Origin of the sequence: Candidatus Thiodiazotropha endoloripes (assembly GCF_001708965.1) — a bacterium.
GTDB classification, from domain to species: Bacteria; Pseudomonadota; Gammaproteobacteria; order Chromatiales; family Chromatiaceae; genus Thiodiazotropha; species Thiodiazotropha endoloripes.
The window spans coordinates 1202169-1220480 of the sequence record NZ_LVJW01000006.1 but is presented as its reverse complement, the minus strand read 5'-3'; the positions used below and the strand labels follow the sequence as shown (position 1 = coordinate 1220480).

The window sequence follows — 18312 nt, the reverse complement described above, 5'->3', positions numbered from 1 at the left end:
ATATCCAACGGATATCCATAAAGCTACTTGCCAATACAAAAACTTGAAAAAATCCGGCCCAATAGATCGTCTGCGGTAAACTCCCCGGTGATCTCCGAGAGGGCAAGCTGGGCAACTCTGAGATCTTCAGCCAGCAGTTCACCAGCCTGGTCCCGTAGCAGACTCTGTTGACCATGCTCAAGATATTGCATGCCCCGCTGAAGCGCATCGAGATGACGACGCCGGGCGATAAATTCGCCTTCATGCTGATCATGATATCCGGCACACTGCTTCAAGTGGTCATTCAACAGAGACATTCCCTCACCCTGTTTTGCAGACAGACAAATCTCCACCCCATCCTCAATCTGATGGAGTCCCGGCGATTTTCCGGTCAGGTCGATCTTGTTGCGTATCAGGGTTACCGGTACCCCCTCGGGCAGGGTGCTTCTGTCCAGCGCCATTGGATCCGGGTCGCTTCGATCATCAAACACCCAGAGCACTCTGTCAGCCTCAGCCATCTGTTCTCTTGCCCGGCGTACACCCTCAGCTTCGATCGGATCATCACTCTCACGCAGACCCGCCGTATCGATGATATGGAGAGGAATGCCTTCAATGGTGATACGCTCCTTGAGCAGATCCCGGGTTGTGCCCGGGATCTCGGTGACAATCGCGGATTCACTGCCCGCCAGAGCATTGAGCAGGCTCGATTTCCCTGCATTGGGTCTGCCGGCGATCACCAGCGTCAAACCATCCCGCAACACTCTGCCGCTTTGCGCGGATTGAAAAGTCTTTTCAACCAGTGACATTATCGAGAGTAAACGCTCACTTACGTGGCCGTCATTGAGAAAATCGATCTCCTCTTCCGGGAAGTCGATTGCCGCCTCAACATAGAGCCGCAACTCAATCAGCTGCTCAACCAGTGTGTGAATACGTTGGGAAAAGTGGCCCTGCAGGGTGCGGCTGGCCAGTCGGGCCGCTGCATGACTCTGGGCATCGATCAGATCGGCGATGGCCTCAGCCTGTACCAGATCGAGTTTGTCATTCAAAAAAGCCCGCTCACTGAACTCACCCGCATGAGCTACTCTGGCTCCGGCCTGCAGTGCTGCCTGGAGCAACAGATCCATCACCAGCGGACCACCATGACCCTGGAGTTCCAGTACATCCTCACCGGTGAATGAGTGGGGTGCTGGAAAGTAGAGTGCGATTCCCTGGTCGATGAGCTGCTGTTGCTGATCGGTGAAGTCGACCAGCTTGGCGACTCTCGGGGGTGGAAGGCTGCCGATCAGGGATTCAGCAATCTGCGGACAATTGGCGCCACTGATTCGCACAATCCCAACCCCACCGCGACCGGGTGGGGTTGCGACTGCGGCGATGGTATCCCGCGCTGCCATTCAGCCTCAGGTTGCAGCTTTCTCAATCTGTCGGGTGATATACCACTGCTGGGCAATGGAGATCAGATTGTTGACCACCCAGTAGAGTACCAACCCGGCCGGGAAGAAGGCGAAGAAGATGGTAAACACAAACGGCAGACTCATCATGATCTTCGCCTGCATCGGATCAGGTGGAGCCGGATTGAGCTTCTGCTGGACAAACATGGAGACACCCATGATCAGCGGCAGAATGAAATAGGGATCTTTCTCCGACAGACTCTCTATCCAGAGAATCCAGGGTGCATGGCGCAACTCCACACTCTCCAACAGCACCCAGTAGAGGGCGATGAATACAGGAATCTGGACCAGAATCGGCAGACAACCGCCTAGTGGATTGATCTTTTCTGTCTTATAGAGCTCCATCATGGCCTGCTGGAACCGCTGCTTGTCATCCCCGTAACGATCCTTCAGCGCCTGGACTCTGGGCGTGAATTTACGCATGTTGGCCATCGATTTATAACTGGTCTCGGAGAGTTTGTAGAACACCGCCTTGATCAGAATGGTCAGCAGGATGATTGCCCAACCCCAGTTACCCACCATATTGTGAATGGTCTTCAGCAACCAGAAAATCGGTTTCGCAATTACGGTAAGCCAGCCGTAATCGACGGTCAGCTCCAAACCTTCCGCAATCTTCTCCAACTGATCCTGTAGTTTTGGGCCAACATAGAGCTGACGACTGATCTTTTCGGTATGTCCATTTTCAACCGTAATCGATGGGGAATAGCTGCCAAGCAGATACTTACCGCCACTCAGTGCATTTGTGTAGTAGTGCTCAACCTGATCCTTGGGTGGGATCCAGGCACTCAGAAAGTAGTGCTGAATCATCGCCAGCCAGCCCCGATTCGTATCGATATCGAGCTTTTTACTCGCCATATCGTCGAAGTCGACCTTCTCGTATTTGTCCTTCGGGTTGTAATAGACACCACCAGTGTAGGTATAGGTTGTGAAACCATTACCGTCACCATCCGGCTCCACCCGTTGCAACTGGCCATAGTCACGGGCGGCCCAGCTCTCACCAGACTGGTTTTCGATCAGGTAGTCCACATCGATCAGATAACTGCCGCGATTCAGGGTGAACTGTTTGGTGACAGTCACACCATCACTGCTTTTCCACACCATGGGAATAATCAGCTGATCCTGATTCTCACCCATCTCGTAGCGAGTCTGCTCACTCTGATAGAGAGCCTCATGGCTCGGAGCCTGACCTTCCTCAGATCCGATCAGCCCGGATTGGGCAATATAGAGGTCGGCTCCGTAAGGGGAGAATAGTTCCACCTTCAGATCAGGGGTATCCAGGGTCTCAAAATATTCCAGCAGGTTAGCCCGCTGGACCGTACCGCCTTGAGTGGAGATCTCCAACTTCAGCAGATCGGTCACCACATGGACCACCTGTCCATTGAGGCCACTCTGCATATCACCGGGTACCGCACTGCCCGCCGCCGCCTTAGGCAGATCCGCTTTAACCGCTGCAGTCGGTACCCCGGAATCCTCGCCGCCCTGAGGTGTGGCTGGCGTACCGCTCTGTCTGGCCGCCTGCTCAGCTTCCAGTTGCGCGGGTACTCCATAATCCTGTTGCCAGGCTTGATAGATCAACAGCCCGAGAAAGGCCAGAGTAAAGAAGAGAATCAGTCTTAGATTATCCATGGAACTGCTTTTTTTGAGGTTCGGGTACCGGGTCCACCCCACCTTCATGCCAGGGGTGACAACGTGAAATTCGTTTCAGAGCCAGCCAGAATCCGCGCAACGCCCCATGCTTCTCAATCGCCTCGAGAGAATAGGCTGAGCAGCTGGGATAAAAACGGCAGTGCTGGCCGACAAAGGGGCTTAGTATAGTTTGGTAGAGCCTGATCAGAAAGATCATTATTTGGCGCATTGCTCTGCAATCCTATGCCAATGGTGCTGTAGTGAATTGAGACAAACTCGATTATCCGCACGTGCTGCGCCATGTCTGGCGACGACTACTAGATCCAAACCAGCCAATTGCGTCTGGTTGAGCCGGAAACTCTCGCGAATGATACGCTTGATACGATTTCTGTCCACTGCTTTTCGGCAATGCTTTTTGGCAACCGCCAGGCCTAAGCGTCCATGAACACATTGGTTCGGATAGGCCAGTACCAAAAAGAAGCGATCACTGGAACGCCGACCTTCACTAAAAACCCGACGAAATTCGTCGGGTTTAAGTAATCTTCGGCTTCGGGGGAAAGCCCCTTCAGATATTGGCAATGAACCCTGGCTCAGAGAGCAATACGGGCACGACCTTTGGCGCGACGCGCCTTCAACACTTTACGGCCATTGCGAGTTGCCATGCGCGCACGAAAACCATGGGTGCGGGCTCGTTTTAAATTACTGGGCTGAAATGTTCTTTTCATAGCTGCTTACCGGTAAATCCGCCAATGAAGTATGGACGAAAAAAAGACGCGTAGCCTAGACCTAAACACCACTACTTGTCAATAGAAAACAGCTGTAAACCGGCAAAACAAATTCGTTTTTAACTGTGGATAACTCTGGCCACCCAGAGTAGACTTGCATGTTCCAGCCATTACCGATATTTCCACATGGCCTTGTCAGTGGAAGCTGGAATTTCTTCTGATTTAAATACCAAGCTGATATTAGACCCTCGCTGGAGAGTGAAATTGGACCTTTGGCACCGCTGCACCGAGCACCTGGAGCAAGTACTCTCACCACAGCAATACAACACCTGGATCCGACCACTGCAAATCATTGAAGATGCCAAGCTGCTGCGACTGCTCGCACCGAATCGGTTTGTGCTCGACTGGGTCCGCAATCACTACCTGGACATGATCCAGAACCATCTCAATGTGGTGTGCAACGGGGAGGCACCCAAGGTTCTCATAGAGATCGGTTCAAAAATCCGGCCACAGAAGAAACAGCAGATTACGCCACCTCAACCGATTACCGTCACCTCCGGTGGTGAGAATACCACGCCGATTCAGAGCAATCTCAACCAGAGCTTTATATTCGATACCTTTGTCGAAGGTAAATCCAATCAGATTGCCCGTGCCGCCTCCATACAGATCGGCGAGAACCCGGGTAAAGCCTACAACCCACTATTTATATATGGTGGAGTGGGTCTGGGCAAAACCCACCTGATGCACGCCGTCGGCAACATGATGCTGAAAAAGAATCCACAGGCGCGTGTTGTCTATCTACACTCGGAGCGATTCGTTGCTGAGATGGTCAAGGCACTTCAGCACAACACCATTGAACAGTTCAAAAAGAAGTACCGCTCCGTGAATGCTCTGTTGATCGATGATATTCAGTTTTTCGCAGGTAAGGAGCGCTCACAGGAAGAGTTCTTTCACACCTTCAATGCACTGTTCGAATCCCAGCAGCAGATCATTCTATCCAGTGACCGTTTCCCGAAAGAGGTAACCGGCCTTGAAGAGCGACTAAAATCGAGATTCGGCTGGGGACTGACGGTTGCCATCGAACCACCGGATCTGGAGACCAGAGTCGCCATCCTGCAGAGTAAGGCGCTACAACTGAATGCTGAGTTACCCACGGAAGTTGCCTTCTTTATGGGCAAGCGTATCCGATCCAACATTCGTGAACTGGAAGGCGCATTGAGACGGGTTATCGCCAACGCAACCTTCACCGGTCGGGAGATCAGTCTGGATTTCGCCAAGAATGCACTTCGGGATATGCTTGCTGCACACGACAAACAGATTACCATTGAGAATATTCAAAAGACGGTGGCTGAATATTTTCAGATCAGAACATCAGATCTGGTCTCTTCAAAACGAAGTCGATCGATCGCAAGACCGAGACAGATTGCCATGACTCTGGCAAAAGAGTTGACCAATCACAGTCTTCCGGAAATAGGCAGCGCCTTTGGTGGCAGAGATCACACGACTGTGATACACGCTAACCGAAAGGTTAAAGAGTTAAGAGAGAGTGACCCGAGAATATCGGAAGATTATTCCAATCTGTTAAGAACACTGAGTAGTTAGTGTGGATAAAATGTTTAAAAAAAGCGCAAAATTTAGTCTGCTTAGTTATCCACAATCCGTTAACACCTATTCAGCAGGATTCGAGGCGTTCAAGACAGCGAAAATAACCAGAAAATTCTCTTAAAAAACAAATAGATATGAAAAATATACTTAGATATCTACAGGCCTAATAATAATAACAGGTCTATATATCTAAAAATATACTATTAAGATACTGAGTGGATAACATGAAAATCAGCACCGAACGAGAAAACTTGCTTGGACCACTACAGAAGATTGCAGGTGTTGTCGAACGCAGACAGACACTACCCATATTGGCAAATATTCTGGTAAACGCTAACAATGGCCAATTAAACCTCACTGCAACAGATTTGGAAGTTGAACTGAAAACAGAGACTGAGGCGGAATGTGACGGAGATGCTGACTTCACCATACCGGCAAGAAAACTGCTCGATATCTGTAAAGCGCTACCTGAATCAGCCAAAGTGACTTTGGATATCAGTGAAGACAAAGTGAAACTGCAATCGGGAAGAAGTCGGTTCTCACTCAGTGTACTACCAGCTCGTGACTACCCGGTCATTGAACCAACACCCAGTAGCACCGTATTTACAATCAAAGAATCCATACTCAATACACTGATCGAAAATACCCAATTTGCCATGGCGCAACAGGATGTTCGCTACTACCTCAATGGCATGTTGCTGGAACTCACCGGTGGTGACATAAGAACTGTTGCGACAGATGGACATCGACTGGCCATGAGCCAATCACTGAAAACCATTGATGAGAAAACTAACCTCCAGGTTATCCTGCCAAGAAAGGCGGTCATTGAACTCAGTCGACTGCTTGGTGACAACGATAATGACATTAAGGTTGAACTCAGTAACAACTACATCAAGGTTCTCTTGGAAAATACTGTCTTCACTTCCAAACTGATCGATGGAAGATTTCCAGAGTATCAACGTGTCATGCCGACAGGATCAGACAAAGAAGTCGAAGCCGAAAAGAGTGCCATCAAACAATCACTCACAAGAGCCTCCATACTTTCAAATGAAAAATACCGAGGCATAAGATTTCATCTCTCGAATAACCTACTAGAGCTACAGGCACACAACCCGGAACAAGAGGAGTCTGAGGAAGAGTTGGAAGTAAACTACCAGGGAGATGAACTCAAAATCGGTTTCAACGTTGGTTACATCCTCGATGCTATTTCAGCGATTAAAGAGGAGACGATTATCATCGAATTGAAAGACACCAACAGCAGTGCACTGATCTACGGTAAGGACAACAAAGACAGTAAATATGTTGTCATGCCAATGAGAATATAGTAGCTAAAAAAGCACATTGCATCTGCAAAGACTCAAGATACAAAATCTCCGCAATATTTCGGATGCGGAGATATTTCCATCAGAAAATCTCAATATCATTACCGGAGCTAACGGAGCTGGTAAAACCACCCTCCTTGAATCCATCTACCTGTTGGCACGTACCCGCTCATTCAGACAGAGTCAAAATAGAACACTCATCAAGACAGGTGAACCATCACTGACAATATTTTCTGAACTACAAAGTCAATCAGGAACAAAGTACAGAATTGGTCTCAGTAAAAGTAGAGAGGGAACCACAGTACATAAAGATAGAAAAAAAATAACAAAATTGTCAGAACTGGCAAAATCAATTCCGCTCACCATTATCACCCCAAATATCCAGAGACTCGTAGAAGAAGGTCCAGTACACAGAAGAAAACTTCTGAATTGGGGAATGTTCCACGTGGAACCTTTTTATGCACAATTGGCTCAACGTTACAACCAAACTATCGCCCAAAGAAATCGAGCGCTCTCAGGAAATCGTGTTGATCTGAAAGTCTGGACAAGTCAGTTGGTTGATTTGGGTAATCAACTAAACCGTCTACAAAGAGACTATCTCGAGGAGTGGAATAAGGCGATTGCAGAGTTATTTGCGAGTCAGCAGAGTGGATACCATTGTAGACTAGAGCTCTACAATGGGTGGAGAAAGGGAGTCAGTTTCGAAGATGCATTGGATGAACTTACCCAGACGGATCGCGAAAGAGGTTTCACCTCAGCTGGCCCACATAGACTGGACGTGAGAATTGTAGTGGATGAGCGGGGAGTGAAAAACTACTTCTCCAGGGGACAGAATAAATTGTTGGCATTGAATCTGATGCTGGCTCAAACGAAGCTACTACAGACAAAACAACAGGAGAGGCCGATTCTTCTGGTAGACGATATTCAATCAGAACTTGACCATTCACATTATCTCCAGGTTCTTAAAGCCATGGCAGACTTAAACATACAAACCTTCATCACGGACCTCACAAAAAATATTGGTGAAACCTTCGAAAAGGATGAATTTAAAATGTTCCACGTGGAACATGGTCAGTTCGCTGAGATTTAAATCGGTCGTATATCTGGTGAAAGTGTAGGTATAATAGGCACTTTTAACCAATATAGGTTTTCTCCACGGAAAAATTAATGAGTTACGATTCCTCGAATATCAAAGTGCTGAAGGGTCTTGATGCTGTCAGAAAGCGTCCAGGTATGTACATCGGTGATACAGATGATGGTACAGGGCTTCATCACATGGTTTTCGAGGTGGTGGATAACTCAATCGACGAGGCACTCGCGGGTTACTGTGATGAGATCAAAGTGACCATCCACTCTGATCAGAGCGTTACGGTGAGTGATAACGGTCGAGGCATTCCGGTAGATGAGCATCCTGAGGAGAAAAGATCCGCTGCAGAAGTGATCATGACCGTTCTCCACGCGGGCGGTAAATTCGATGACAACTCCTACAAAGTATCAGGTGGTTTGCACGGTGTAGGTGTTTCTGTGGTCAATGCCCTGTCTGAAGAGCTCAAACTCAAGATCAGAAGGCAGGGGAAGGTTTGGGAGCAGACCTATAAACATGGTGTACCCGTCTCAGATCTTGCCCCGGTCGGTGATACTCAAAGGAGTGGTACCAGCGTAACGTTCATGCCGAGCAGCGAAACTTTCAGTAATATCGTATTTCATTACGATATTTTGGCAAAAAGATTAAGAGAGCTCTCATTTCTGAACTCTGGTATCAAGATTATCTTGAAGGAAGAGTCTACAGGGAGAGAGGATATCTTTGAGTATGTTGGCGGAATACTTGCCTTCGTCGAGCACCTGAATCGCAACAAATCACCACTGCATGAGAGAGTGTTCAGCTTTTCTGATGAGCGTAATGACATTGCCGTGGAGATTGCCATGCAGTGGAATGAGTCCTATCAGGAGAGTATTTTCTGCTATACCAACAACATCCCTCAGCGGGATGGCGGTACCCACCTTGCCGGTTTTCGTGCTGCACTGACGCGCACTCTGAATCAATATATCGAGCAATCAGGCTTATCAAAAAAGCAGAAGGTCAATACATCCGGGGATGATGCCCGGGAGGGCCTTACCGCTGTATTGTCCGTCAAGGTTCCGGATCCCAAGTTCTCCTCTCAGACTAAAGACAAACTGGTCTCTTCTGAGGTGAAAGGGGTTGTCGAGAATCTGTTAACCGAAAACCTGAACTCTTTCCTGCTGGAGAATCCGGGGGATGCCAAGAATATTGCGGGTAAAATGATTGAGGCGGCCAGAGCCAGGGAAGCGGCACGCAAGGCGAGGGAGATGACCCGTCGTAAAGGTGCACTGGATATCGCCGGCCTACCCGGAAAACTGGCCGACTGTCAGGAGAAAGATCCTGCACTCTCTGAACTCTACCTGGTGGAGGGTGACTCAGCCGGGGGCTCTGCCAAGCAGGGTAGGGATCGAAAGTTTCAGGCGATATTGCCGCTGAAGGGTAAGATTCTCAACGTTGAGAAGGCACGCTTCGACAAGATGCTATCCTCTGCGGAAGTCGGAACCCTGATTACAGCACTGGGTTGTGGTATCGGTCGGGAGGAGTTCAATCCGGACAAATTGAGATACCACCGCATTATCATCATGACCGATGCGGATGTGGATGGTGCGCACATCAGAACCCTGCTGCTGACATTCTTCTATCGGCAGATGCCTGAGCTGATCGACCGGGGGCACGTCTATATTGCTCAACCGCCACTCTACAAAGTGAAGAAGGGTAAACAAGAGCAGTACCTGAAGGATGATCAGGATCTGAATAACTACTTCCTGCAATCGGCCCTGGATAACGCAGCGCTGATCGTTACCTCTGGGGCACCACCACTCTCCGGTGAAAGTCTTGAGACCATGGCCAGATCTTTCCTTGCGGTGATGGCCAGTATCGGTCGTCTTTCGCTTCGTTACGATGGCGATCTGTTGGAAAAGCTGATCTATATGCCAAAGCTGGATGAGCAGATGATTGAGGACAAGAGCGGTATCGAATCCTGGATCAAAGAGCTTGAATCGAGATTGAATACGGACCTGGGCATTTCAGAGTCCTGCACTCTGGCGCTGCTGGATGAGAACAATGTTGAGGATGCCGGACTGTTGTTGACCAGAAAAGTGCATGGTATCGGTAATGAAAAAGTGATTCCCTTCGACTTTTTCAACAGCGTTGAATATAGAAAGATCGTTGAGCTGGGCAGTCAGCTCAGCGGTCTGTTGAGTGACGATGCAGTGATCAAAAGAGGTGAAAAGGAGCAGCCGGTCAGCAGCTTCAAACAGGCTCTCGATTGGCTGATGGATGACGCCAAACGCGGACAGCATGTTCAGCGCTATAAAGGTCTGGGTGAGATGAACCCGGAACAGCTTTGGGAGACCACCATGAATGCGGACAGCCGTCGCCTGCTACAGGTCAGTATCGAGGATGCGGTGGCTGCAGATCAGATCTTTGCAACCCTCATGGGGGATCAGGTAGAACCCCGTCGGGACTTCATCGAGACCCACGCTCTGACGGTTGAAAACCTCGATGTGTAGTCTTGAAATTGGCGATGTAAGTGAGTGTTTACTTTCTCTGTAAGGGTTGCTGTTAAAGAACCTTAGCTTTTTTCATTCGGTAAGCTGTCGACGGTTGATTCGATCCACTCTTCAACCTCCTTGTTGATTTCTGTGGATGATTTTCCCGCTGTCTCGATGAGTGGACCGATCACGACATCGATCACCCCTGGGTATTTGCGCAGATCCCGTCGGCGCCAGAAAACCCCCGCATTGTGTGCGACCGGGAGCACCGGATAGCCTGATTTCTCTGCCAGAATTGCACCGCCGATTCCATAGCGTTTACGGGTGCCCGGAGCTACCCGGGTACCTTCGGGAAAGACGAATACGTGGTTGCCGGATTTGAGTCGCTCAATACCCTGTTCGATAATCTGTTCCACGGCTTTACGACCGGATTTGCGGTCGATGGCGATGGGTCGGAAGTAGACCATGATCCAGCCAAAGAATGGTACGAACAGTAACTCCCTTTTCAAAACCCAGGATTTGGCACCGGGTATGACACTGATCAGGGCAATGGTCTCCCAGGCTGATTGATGCTTGGCAAAGATGATGCAGTTGTTTTCCGGCAGATTCTCCATACCTGTGACCCGATAGGTCAAGCCACAAAAGAATTTCAGTGCCCAGAGATTGAGACGGCTCCAAGTGGTATCGAAAAAATGAACATATTTTCTCGGTAATGCCCAGGCGACCAGACTGCCAACGGTGGCAATGACGATGGTGGTAATCACCAGAAAAGTGAAATAGAGAATCGATCTAAGCAGGATCATTGGGGGTCCATCTCATTGATGAGTTGTAGCGCGTAGCTGTTTAGGTTTTCGTAGACTGGTGTTTGTGCCAGCTTACCTGAAAGTTGTTTGACGGTTTTCTCGCCATTGCCGCTTCGTACCAGTATGGGCTGCGCGCCGACTTTGGCGGCAGCTTCAAGATCTCTCAGAGAATCACCGACTATCGGCACATCCCTCAATCCTGTCTGGCTGCGCTCAGCGATAGCCTCATAGAGTCCGCTACCGGGCTTGCGGCAGTCACATCCCTCATCCGGTCCATGGGGGCAGAAAACAATAGCTTCGATATGTCCTCCGACCTGCTGTACCGCGTCGACCATTTTCTGATGAATCCGATTCAACGTCTCAATATCGAACAGACCCCGGGCCAGACCAGACTGATTGGTTGCGACAAATACCCGGTAACCAGCACGGCTCAGCCTGGCGATGGCATCGAGGCTGCCGTCAATTGGCTGCCACTCGTCCGGATGTTTGATGTAAGCGTCGGAATCCTGATTGATCACCCCATCCCTGTCTAGAATTATCAGTTTCATGAAGTAAGTGCTTACTAGCAGTCTTGATCTCTGAATTCAGAGACTCGCACTCGTCCGTTGATCATTCGGGAATCCCGTTTATCGAGCTTAGCGAGCTTCTCCCAGAACGCCTTGTTGAGGTCAAAATCCTGGGCAATGGCAGTACCCATTACCAGGATCAGCAGATCGGCTACCTCTTCTGCCAGCTCGCTTTTCGGTTTCCCCTTGGTGACACAGGCGGAGACCTCCCCCAGCTCTTCAGCCATCAGCGCTACCCGGTAGTTCATCTCTTCACCACCAGTTTCACGAAATCGATGTTTGTCGTGAAAGGCCTGTACCGCTGCCAGCATCTGCTGGTAGGAGTCCTCATTCATGACTGGTTTTCCTGTACCTGCAGACGGGTGATGTCTGCGACAGAGAGAAACAGTCTCTCCAGTTGGGAGAGCAGTGACAAACGGTTGGTACGTATCTTCTGATCATCGGTCATGACCATCACCTGATCGAAGAAGTTGTCCACCGGTTCTCTCAAACCCGCGAGTATCTGCAGCCCTTTGGCATACTCACCTTTTTCGAAAAGCGGTTGTGCCAAGGGTGCCAGTTCATCCATTTTTTGAGCGAGCTGATGCTCGGCCTGATCCTCATAGAGGGCTGGGTCAGCTCTATCCGCCAGCGGATCATTGCTCTTCTTCAGAATATTGCGTATACGTTTGTTTGCCGCTGACAGACTTTCCGCCTCCGGCAACTTGCTGAAGGCCTCGATGGCCCACACCCGTTGATCGAAATCGGCGAGGGTCTTGGGCGAGACGTCGGCAACGGATTGAAACAGATCCACGCTGATACCCAACTCACTGTAGATGCCTTTGAGACGCTCCAACATGAACTGATAGACGGATGCGGCCAGCTTCTCCTCAGTCAGCTTGTCACCTAATGATTCTACGACTGATTCAAGTAGTGCTGGCAGGTCCAGTTTAAGTGAGTGCTCACGTATGATACGCAGTGCACCGAGTGCAGCGCGTCGCAGGGCGAACGGATCCTTGTCGCCGGTAGGCTTTTGGCCGATGCCGAAGATACCCACCAGGGTATCGAGTTTTTCGGCTAATGAGATGGCGATGCCTGTTGCAGTCTGCGGTAGTTGATCTCCGGAAAATCTCGGCATGTAGAACTCGTCCAGCGCCTGTGCCAGCTCATCGGGTTCCCCATCACGCTGAGCCTGATATCGACCCATGATGCCCTGCATCTCGGGGAACTCGTAGACCATGTTGGTCATCAGATCGCAACGGCTCAGCAGTCCGGCACGATAGGCCAGCTCACTGTCACCACCACTCTCCTCAGCAATGCGTTTTGCCAGTTCGGCAACCCGCTGTGATTTGTCGTACATGCTGCCCAGCTGATTCTGAAAGACCACATGTTTGAGGGATTCCTGGTGATCTGCGAGGGATTTTTTGCCATCCTGTTCCCAGAAAAACATGGCATCCGCCAGGCGCGGTCTGATTACCCTTTCGTTACCCTCCCGGATCAGTTCCGGTTGAGGGCTGTCGATATTGGCGATGGTGATGAAATGGTTCATCAGCTGGCCGTCACCGGTGAACAGTGGAAAGTACTTCTGGTTGCCTTTCATGGTGGCGACCAGGGCCTCCTGAGGTACCGCCAGAAACCGCTCTTCGAAGCTGGCGGTAATCGGTAGTGGCCACTCATTGAGTGCGGTGACTTCATCCAGAAGATCGGTATCCAGATCGGCCACGCCATCAAGCTCGGATGCACTCTGCTGTACAGATTCCGAGATTTTCTGTTTACGGAGTTCGAAATCCGCGATTACGTAGCCCAGATCTTGCAGTACGGAGGCGTAATCCTGAGGGTTGTAGATGGTGATTGCATTGGGATGGTGAAAGCGATGACCATAGGTCAAGCGGTCCGCTTCTGCATCGAGCAGTGTGCAGGGTACCACCTGATCTCCGAGCAGAAACAGCAGCCAATGAACCGGACGTACAAACTGGGCATCCGAATCACCCCAGCGCATGCGCTTGGGTATCGGCAGTTTGTTGAGAGCCTGAGTGGCGATCTCCGGGAGCAGTTCTTCTGCAGGCTTGCCTTTTGAGTGAACACGGTAGCTCAGCCACTCCCCTTTGTCGGTCTTCTGTCGTTGCAACTGATCGACGGTTGTCTGACAGGATCGTGCAAAACCCTCAGCCGCTTTGGTGGGGTTGCCCGCATCGTCGAATGCGGCCTGAACGGCGGGTCCGCGACGCTCCATCTCACTGTCGGGTTGTCGAACATCACAGTCCCTGACCAGCAGGGCCAACCGTCGGGGTGTGGCGAAAGGTTCAACTTTACCGTGTTTAAGATTGGCCTGTTTGAGTCCGGCAATGAATGATTCGGTAAGAGATTGACTGAGTCGCTTAAGGGCTTTGGGTGGCAGCTCTTCGGTACCCAGTTCAAACAACAGGTCTGCTTGATCAGCCATTAGCAGCCTCCTTTGATGACTCGAGCATGGGGAATCCGAGACGCTCTCTGGCGTCGTAATAGGCTTGTGCCACATCTCGTGCCAGACCTCTTACCCGAAGAATATAGCGCTGTCTTTCTGTGACCGAAATGGCATGGCGTGCATCGAGCAGGTTGAAAGTGTGTGATGCCTGAAGTACCTGTTCATAGGCTGGCAGGGGCAGGCCCAGTTCAATCAGTTTGCGCGACTCCTTTTCACACTGATCGAACCGACCGAACAGGTAATCCACATCGGCATGTTCAAAATTGTAGGCGGATTGCTCAACCTCATTCTGGTGGAACACGTCACCGTAGGTCACGATACCTTGAGGTCCCTCGGTCCAGACCAGGTCATAGATACTCTCCACACCCTGCAGATACATGGCGATTCGCTCCAGGCCATAGGTGATCTCACCGGTCACCGGGCGGCAGTCGAGGCCTCCCACCTGTTGGAAGTAGGTAAACTGGGTCACTTCCATGCCGTTGAGCCAGACCTCCCAGCCCAGACCCCAGGCACCCAATGTGGGGGATTCCCAATTGTCCTCGACAAACCGTATGTCGTGCAGATTCAGATCCAGGCCCAACATCTGTAAAGAACCCAGATAGAGATCCTGGATGTTCTTGGGGGATGGTTTCATCACCACCTGATACTGGTAGTAGTGCTGTAAACGGTTGGGATTGTCCCCGTAACGCCCATCCGTGGGTCGGCGGGAAGGCTGTACATAGGCCGCATTCCAGGGTTCCGGACCGATGGATCGCAGAAAGGTTGCGGTATGGAAGGTACCGGCACCCATCTCCATATCATAGGGTTGTAGCACGATGCATCCCTGGTCTGCCCAATAGTCTTGTAGTGCGAAAATCAGATCCTGAAAAGTCTGGATGTTTCGCTGTTTCGGTTCTGCCGCTTGATTCACAACGAGGCCCCGTTGATGTGGATGAAAACCGCGTAAGTATAACGATGCCGCCTGCTGTTGGCTAACTTGAGGGCAGTCCACGTGGGTCAGAATGGCGATTTGGGCGAAATTGCTTCAATCTTTGGTTGAACGGAGAGGTTCGGGGGATCAAATTGAGCCGGATTCCGCCAGGAGAACCGGCGGAATCGGGATTTGTGGTTCGCTTACACCTACAGGGAGAGTGCCCCTTTCATCATCGACATGATGCTTTCACCTCCCTCGGATTGCAGGTATTGGAGCACGATCGGTACAAACTGACCAACCATGTTCGAATCCATGCCCAGACTATCGAAAGCGGAGGCCAGGCTGGCCATGTTACCGGCCGAGCTGTCACCGCCCAGCATCGAGGCGACGGCACTCACGGCTCCGGACTCTTTACTGGAGGATTGGGCGCTGGCCATCATCTTGTCGATACCGGGTACTACGGAGGTGATCTGTGAAAAATCCTCTGTGGAGAGGTTGTTTTGCGCCATCTGAAACAGCGATCCGGCGCCACCTGATGCCTGCTCACTGGTGACACCAAGCTGACTGGTCAGTGCATCGAGCAGTCCATTGGCAAAAACCGAAGCGGTGGAAAACAGCAGGGTGAGGGTTAGTAGCGTGCGGGCAAGATTTTTCATAGGTCCATCCTCATTCAGTATTAATTTGGTCGGACCATTATATTCTCATCTGGATGGGGAGAGATCCCATGTTTTGTAAAAGGATGTTGCAGAGTTTGTAAGCGCTAGGATTTACAATGAAGCGATTGCCGCAAATCGACGTGAAATACCGCCAATCCTTGCGAATTTCCGGTAATTGACTTCCAAGCCTTGATCTTAAAGCCTAACCAAGCGGGTTTCGGGTATAATTCACCCTTTTAATATCGACAAGTTTTCATGAGCGAACAAAGAAAGGCAGTTGCACTGATCTCCGGTGGTCTCGACTCGCTGCTGGCGGCCCGGGTGATCCAGGACCAGGGTATTCATGTGGAAGGCATCAACTTCTTTACCGGTTTCTGTGTCGAGGGACACACCCATGCCATTCGCAAACGGGACCAGCATAAACAGAAACGCAACAATGCTCTCTGGGTGGCGGAACAACTCGGCATGAAGCTGCACATCGAGGATATTGTCGATGAGTACAAGCAGGTCCTGACCAATCCGAAGCATGGTTATGGAGCGAATCTGAATCCCTGTCTCGATTGTAAGGTGTTCATGGTACGCAAGGCCCATGAATGGATCGAGCGGAAAGGCTTCGACTTCATCATTACCGGTGAGGTGATCGGTCAGCGACCGATGTCACAACGCAAGGAGACGATGCCGATCGTTGCCGATGAATCGGGTGCCAGCGATCTGCTGCTGCGACCCCTGTGTGCGAAGAATCTGCCAGAGACTCTGCCGGAGAGAGAGGGCTGGGTGGATCGGCAACAGTTGTTCGATTTCTCCGGTCGCAGCCGCAAGCCGCAAATGGCCCTGGCTGCCAGTCTGGGATTCGAGGATTATGCCCAACCGGCCGGTGGTTGCTGCTTTCTTACTGATGAGCAGTATGCGGTGAAGTTGAAGGATCTGTGGCAGGCCCGGGGAAGCCGTGATTATGAGATGGACGATATCATGCTGCTCAAGGTGGGTCGCCACCTGAGACCCAGCAAGGGCTATAAAGTGATCATTGCCCGTGAAGAGGGTGAGTCGAATTTTCTGCAGGGGTATCGAAAAGGTTTTCCGCATATCAAGACGGTCAGTCATGGGGGACCGCTGGCACTGATCGATGGTGAAGTGACCGATCAGGATGTGCAATTGATCGGCAGACTGGTGGCCCGATACAGCCAGGGCCGTAATGCGGATGAGGTGGTGTTGGCCTATACCAATCTGGCCGGCGAGACCCGCGAGTTGAGGGTCGATCCCATGAAGCCCCATGAGATTCCGAAAGATTGGCTGATATGAAGCGACACCAGATCGACTGCCGCCGGCTGCTCTGTCCTATGCCGGTGATCAAAGTGCAGAACGCCATTGAGGAACTGCCGGCAGGTAGCCTGGTGGAAGCGATCTGCACCGACCCGGGAGCGTTGAATGATATTCCGGCCTGGAGCAGAATTAATGGCCATCGACTGGTGGAGACCAGAACCGATGATGGGGAGTATATCGTGGTTGTGGAAGTAGTAGGCGAGTAGAGTATGAACCGGGATCATCGCTATAAAGTAAGCCGAAAAGCGGCAATCGTAGGTGCGGTCACCAACAGTGTGCTGGCGGTATTGAAGATCCTATTCGGCTGGTTGGGTCACTCCCAGTCACTGATTGCTGATGGAATCCACTCTCTCTCGGATCTACTCACCGACGCACTGGTGATTTTTGCTGCCCGTCACGCCAATGAGGCGCCGGATGAGGAGCATCCCTACGGTCATGGGCGATTCGAAACCGTTGGCACACTGGTGCTTGGGGGGTTTCTACTTACGGTTGGTGCCGGCATCATCTGGGATGCGGTTGAGCGACTCTTCTCACCGGAAGATCTGTTGCAGCCGGAGCTGTTGACCCTCTATGTAGCGGCCTTCTCCATCCTCGCCAATGAGGCGCTGTTTTTCTATACCCGTCATCTGGCCAACCTGATCAACTCCGATCTGTTGAAGGCCAATGCCTGGCACCATCGCAGTGATTCCGTCTCATCGATCGTGGTGCTGGTCGGTATTGGGGGCACGATTCTGGGGCTGCCCTACCTGGATGCCATTGCCGCAGTTCTGGTCGGCCTGATGGTAGTCAAGATCGGATGGGAACTGGGTTGGCAGGCGATCCACGAATTGGCGGATGCCGGGCTTGAACAGGAGTCTCTGGCTGAGATCCGTCAGGTGATCGCCAGTGTTTCCGGGGTCAACAGCGTGCATATGCTGAGAACCAGAAAACTGGGAGGACATGCCCTCGCCGATGTTCATGTGCAGGTGGATCCCTGGTTGAGTGTATCCGAGGGCCACAGAATTGCCGAGGTGGTTCAGTATGGTCTGATCGATCGGGTCGATCTGCTGGAGGATGTCACGGTACACATCGATCCGGAAGATGATGAGGCCGGGCCATCCTGTGCCAACCTGCCACTGCGGGAAGAGGCGGAAAAACTGCTGCAGGAGCACTGGTCGGGTATGGATTGCTTCGATCAGCGCAAGCGTGTGGTACTGCACTATCTGTCGGGCCGGATCGATATCGACCTCTACCTGCCACCCCACTGCTTCGAGTCGAGTGAAAAAGCCGATCAGCTGACCCAGCGCTATCAGCAGGCTCTATCCGGTTCAGAGGTGTTTAGAACTGTGCAGGTCTGGTTTGGTTAGCACCA

The 18312-nt window shown here is 51.2% G+C and carries 18 protein-coding genes; 7 read left to right on the top strand and 11 right to left on the bottom strand.

Translation table 11 applies throughout. The features are described 5' to 3' along the window. Positions 1-23 precede the first annotated feature (23 nt). From mnmE to rpmH, 5 genes are read right to left on the bottom strand one after another with little or no spacing between them, the layout of a single operon-like run. Positions 24-1370, bottom strand: coding sequence for a tRNA uridine-5-carboxymethylaminomethyl(34) synthesis GTPase MnmE (gene mnmE / locus A3193_RS16155; protein WP_069015294.1), 1347 nt, complete (start codon positions 1368-1370; stop codon positions 24-26). 6 nt (positions 1371-1376) lie between these two features. Further along, on the bottom strand, positions 1377-3053 hold the full coding sequence (gene yidC / locus A3193_RS16150; protein ID WP_069015293.1) for a membrane protein insertase YidC: 1677 nt from the start codon (positions 3051-3053) through the stop codon (positions 1377-1379). Further along, the gene (gene yidD / locus A3193_RS16145) at positions 3046-3282 is read right to left on the bottom strand and encodes a membrane protein insertion efficiency factor YidD (protein ID WP_069003209.1); all 237 of its coding nucleotides are present in this window, start codon (positions 3280-3282) and stop codon (positions 3046-3048) included. The genes yidC and yidD overlap by 8 nt, the downstream gene beginning before the upstream one ends. Further along, positions 3270-3632, bottom strand: coding sequence for a ribonuclease P protein component (rnpA, locus tag A3193_RS20155; protein WP_071932353.1), 363 nt, complete (start codon positions 3630-3632; stop codon positions 3270-3272). The genes yidD and rnpA overlap by 13 nt, the downstream gene beginning before the upstream one ends. Positions 3633-3643: 11 nt before the next feature. After that, complete coding sequence (gene rpmH / locus A3193_RS20150) at positions 3644-3778, bottom strand: 50S ribosomal protein L34 (RefSeq protein ID WP_071892818.1); 135 nt, start codon at positions 3776-3778, stop codon at positions 3644-3646. A gap of 264 nt (positions 3779-4042) precedes the next feature. Between rpmH and dnaA the strand changes: the two genes are divergently transcribed. From dnaA to gyrB, 4 genes are all read left to right on the top strand, one after another. After that, the gene (gene dnaA / locus A3193_RS16140; protein WP_069015292.1) at positions 4043-5380 is read left to right on the top strand and encodes a chromosomal replication initiator protein DnaA; all 1338 of its coding nucleotides are present in this window, start codon (positions 4043-4045) and stop codon (positions 5378-5380) included. A 227-nt stretch (positions 5381-5607) separates the two neighbouring features. Then, complete coding sequence (dnaN, locus tag A3193_RS16135; RefSeq protein ID WP_069003211.1) at positions 5608-6708, top strand: DNA polymerase III subunit beta; 1101 nt, start codon at positions 5608-5610, stop codon at positions 6706-6708. A gap of 16 nt (positions 6709-6724) precedes the next feature. Further along, entirely contained in the window at positions 6725-7795 is a 1071-nt protein-coding gene (gene recF / locus A3193_RS16130) for a DNA replication/repair protein RecF (RefSeq protein ID WP_069015291.1), read from the top strand. A 77-nt stretch (positions 7796-7872) separates the two neighbouring features. Further along, on the top strand, positions 7873-10278 hold the full coding sequence (gyrB, locus tag A3193_RS16125; protein ID WP_069003213.1) for a DNA topoisomerase (ATP-hydrolyzing) subunit B: 2406 nt from the start codon (positions 7873-7875) through the stop codon (positions 10276-10278). Positions 10279-10340: 62 nt separating this feature from the next. On the opposite strand, the gene A3193_RS16120 is transcribed toward gyrB, so the two are convergent. The 6 genes from A3193_RS16120 to A3193_RS16095 all read right to left on the bottom strand — a co-directional run bounded on the left by A3193_RS16120 (position 10341) and on the right by A3193_RS16095 (position 15641). Then, positions 10341-11063, bottom strand: a complete 723-nt coding sequence (locus A3193_RS16120) for a lysophospholipid acyltransferase family protein (protein WP_069015290.1) — start codon at positions 11061-11063, stop codon at positions 10341-10343. After that, positions 11060-11611 carry a D-glycero-beta-D-manno-heptose 1,7-bisphosphate 7-phosphatase gene (gene gmhB / locus A3193_RS16115; protein WP_069015289.1) on the bottom strand — a complete coding sequence of 184 codons (552 nt, stop codon included), beginning with the start codon at positions 11609-11611 and terminating at the stop codon, positions 11060-11062. The genes A3193_RS16120 and gmhB overlap by 4 nt, the downstream gene beginning before the upstream one ends. Positions 11612-11625: 14 nt before the next feature. After that, on the bottom strand, positions 11626-11964 hold the full coding sequence (locus A3193_RS16110; RefSeq protein WP_069015288.1) for a nucleoside triphosphate pyrophosphohydrolase family protein: 339 nt from the start codon (positions 11962-11964) through the stop codon (positions 11626-11628). Next, the gene (glyS, locus tag A3193_RS16105) at positions 11961-14051 is read right to left on the bottom strand and encodes a glycine--tRNA ligase subunit beta (protein ID WP_069015287.1); all 2091 of its coding nucleotides are present in this window, start codon (positions 14049-14051) and stop codon (positions 11961-11963) included. The genes A3193_RS16110 and glyS overlap by 4 nt, the downstream gene beginning before the upstream one ends. Further along, positions 14044-14982: a glycine--tRNA ligase subunit alpha gene (gene glyQ, locus A3193_RS16100; protein WP_069015286.1), complete on the bottom strand. Its 939-nt coding sequence runs from the start codon at positions 14980-14982 to the stop codon at positions 14044-14046. Before glyQ ends, glyS begins: the two co-directional genes overlap by 8 nt. A gap of 209 nt (positions 14983-15191) precedes the next feature. Continuing rightward, a complete protein-coding gene (locus tag A3193_RS16095) occupies positions 15192-15641 on the bottom strand; it encodes a DUF2780 domain-containing protein (protein ID WP_083218811.1) in 450 nt (149 codons plus the stop codon). Between the two features lie 255 nt (positions 15642-15896). On the opposite strand from A3193_RS16095, the gene A3193_RS16090 reads away from it, so the two are divergent. The 3 genes from A3193_RS16090 to A3193_RS16080 are packed head-to-tail and all read left to right on the top strand — an operon-like array spanning position 15897 to position 18307. Beyond that, positions 15897-16940, top strand: coding sequence for a tRNA (5-methylaminomethyl-2-thiouridylate)-methyltransferase (locus tag A3193_RS16090; RefSeq protein WP_069003219.1), 1044 nt, complete (start codon positions 15897-15899; stop codon positions 16938-16940). After that, positions 16937-17167, top strand: a complete 231-nt coding sequence (locus tag A3193_RS16085; RefSeq protein WP_069003220.1) for a sulfurtransferase TusA family protein — start codon at positions 16937-16939, stop codon at positions 17165-17167. Before A3193_RS16090 ends, A3193_RS16085 begins: the two co-directional genes overlap by 4 nt. Positions 17168-17170: 3 nt before the next feature. After that, positions 17171-18307 (top strand): cation diffusion facilitator family transporter, encoded by a 1137-nt coding sequence (locus A3193_RS16080; protein ID WP_069003221.1) that lies wholly within the window; start codon positions 17171-17173, stop codon positions 18305-18307. Positions 18308-18312 lie beyond the last annotated feature (5 nt).

What these genes read in the sequence shown, in the direction of transcription:
- mnmE (WP_069015294.1), bottom strand. Translation starts at nt 1,370, where the DNA reads ATGGCAGCGCGGGATACCATCGCCGCAGTCGCAACCCCACCCGGTCGC.
- yidC (WP_069015293.1), bottom strand. Translation starts at nt 3,053, where the DNA reads ATGGATAATCTAAGACTGATTCTCTTCTTTACTCTGGCCTTTCTCGGG.
- yidD (WP_069003209.1), bottom strand. Translation starts at nt 3,282, where the DNA reads ATGCGCCAAATAATGATCTTTCTGATCAGGCTCTACCAAACTATACTA.
- rpmH (WP_071892818.1), bottom strand. Translation starts at nt 3,778, where the DNA reads ATGAAAAGAACATTTCAGCCCAGTAATTTAAAACGAGCCCGCACCCAT.
- dnaN (WP_069003211.1), top strand. Translation starts at nt 5,608, where the DNA reads ATGAAAATCAGCACCGAACGAGAAAACTTGCTTGGACCACTACAGAAG.
- gyrB (WP_069003213.1), top strand. Translation starts at nt 7,873, where the DNA reads ATGAGTTACGATTCCTCGAATATCAAAGTGCTGAAGGGTCTTGATGCT.
- A3193_RS16120 (WP_069015290.1), bottom strand. Translation starts at nt 11,063, where the DNA reads ATGATCCTGCTTAGATCGATTCTCTATTTCACTTTTCTGGTGATTACC.
- gmhB (WP_069015289.1), bottom strand. Translation starts at nt 11,611, where the DNA reads ATGAAACTGATAATTCTAGACAGGGATGGGGTGATCAATCAGGATTCC.
- A3193_RS16110 (WP_069015288.1), bottom strand. Translation starts at nt 11,964, where the DNA reads ATGAATGAGGACTCCTACCAGCAGATGCTGGCAGCGGTACAGGCCTTT.
- glyS (WP_069015287.1), bottom strand. Translation starts at nt 14,051, where the DNA reads ATGGCTGATCAAGCAGACCTGTTGTTTGAACTGGGTACCGAAGAGCTG.
- A3193_RS16095 (WP_083218811.1), bottom strand. Translation starts at nt 15,641, where the DNA reads ATGAAAAATCTTGCCCGCACGCTACTAACCCTCACCCTGCTGTTTTCC.
- A3193_RS16090 (WP_069003219.1), top strand. Translation starts at nt 15,897, where the DNA reads ATGAGCGAACAAAGAAAGGCAGTTGCACTGATCTCCGGTGGTCTCGAC.
- A3193_RS16085 (WP_069003220.1), top strand. Translation starts at nt 16,937, where the DNA reads ATGAAGCGACACCAGATCGACTGCCGCCGGCTGCTCTGTCCTATGCCG.
- A3193_RS16080 (WP_069003221.1), top strand. Translation starts at nt 17,171, where the DNA reads ATGAACCGGGATCATCGCTATAAAGTAAGCCGAAAAGCGGCAATCGTA.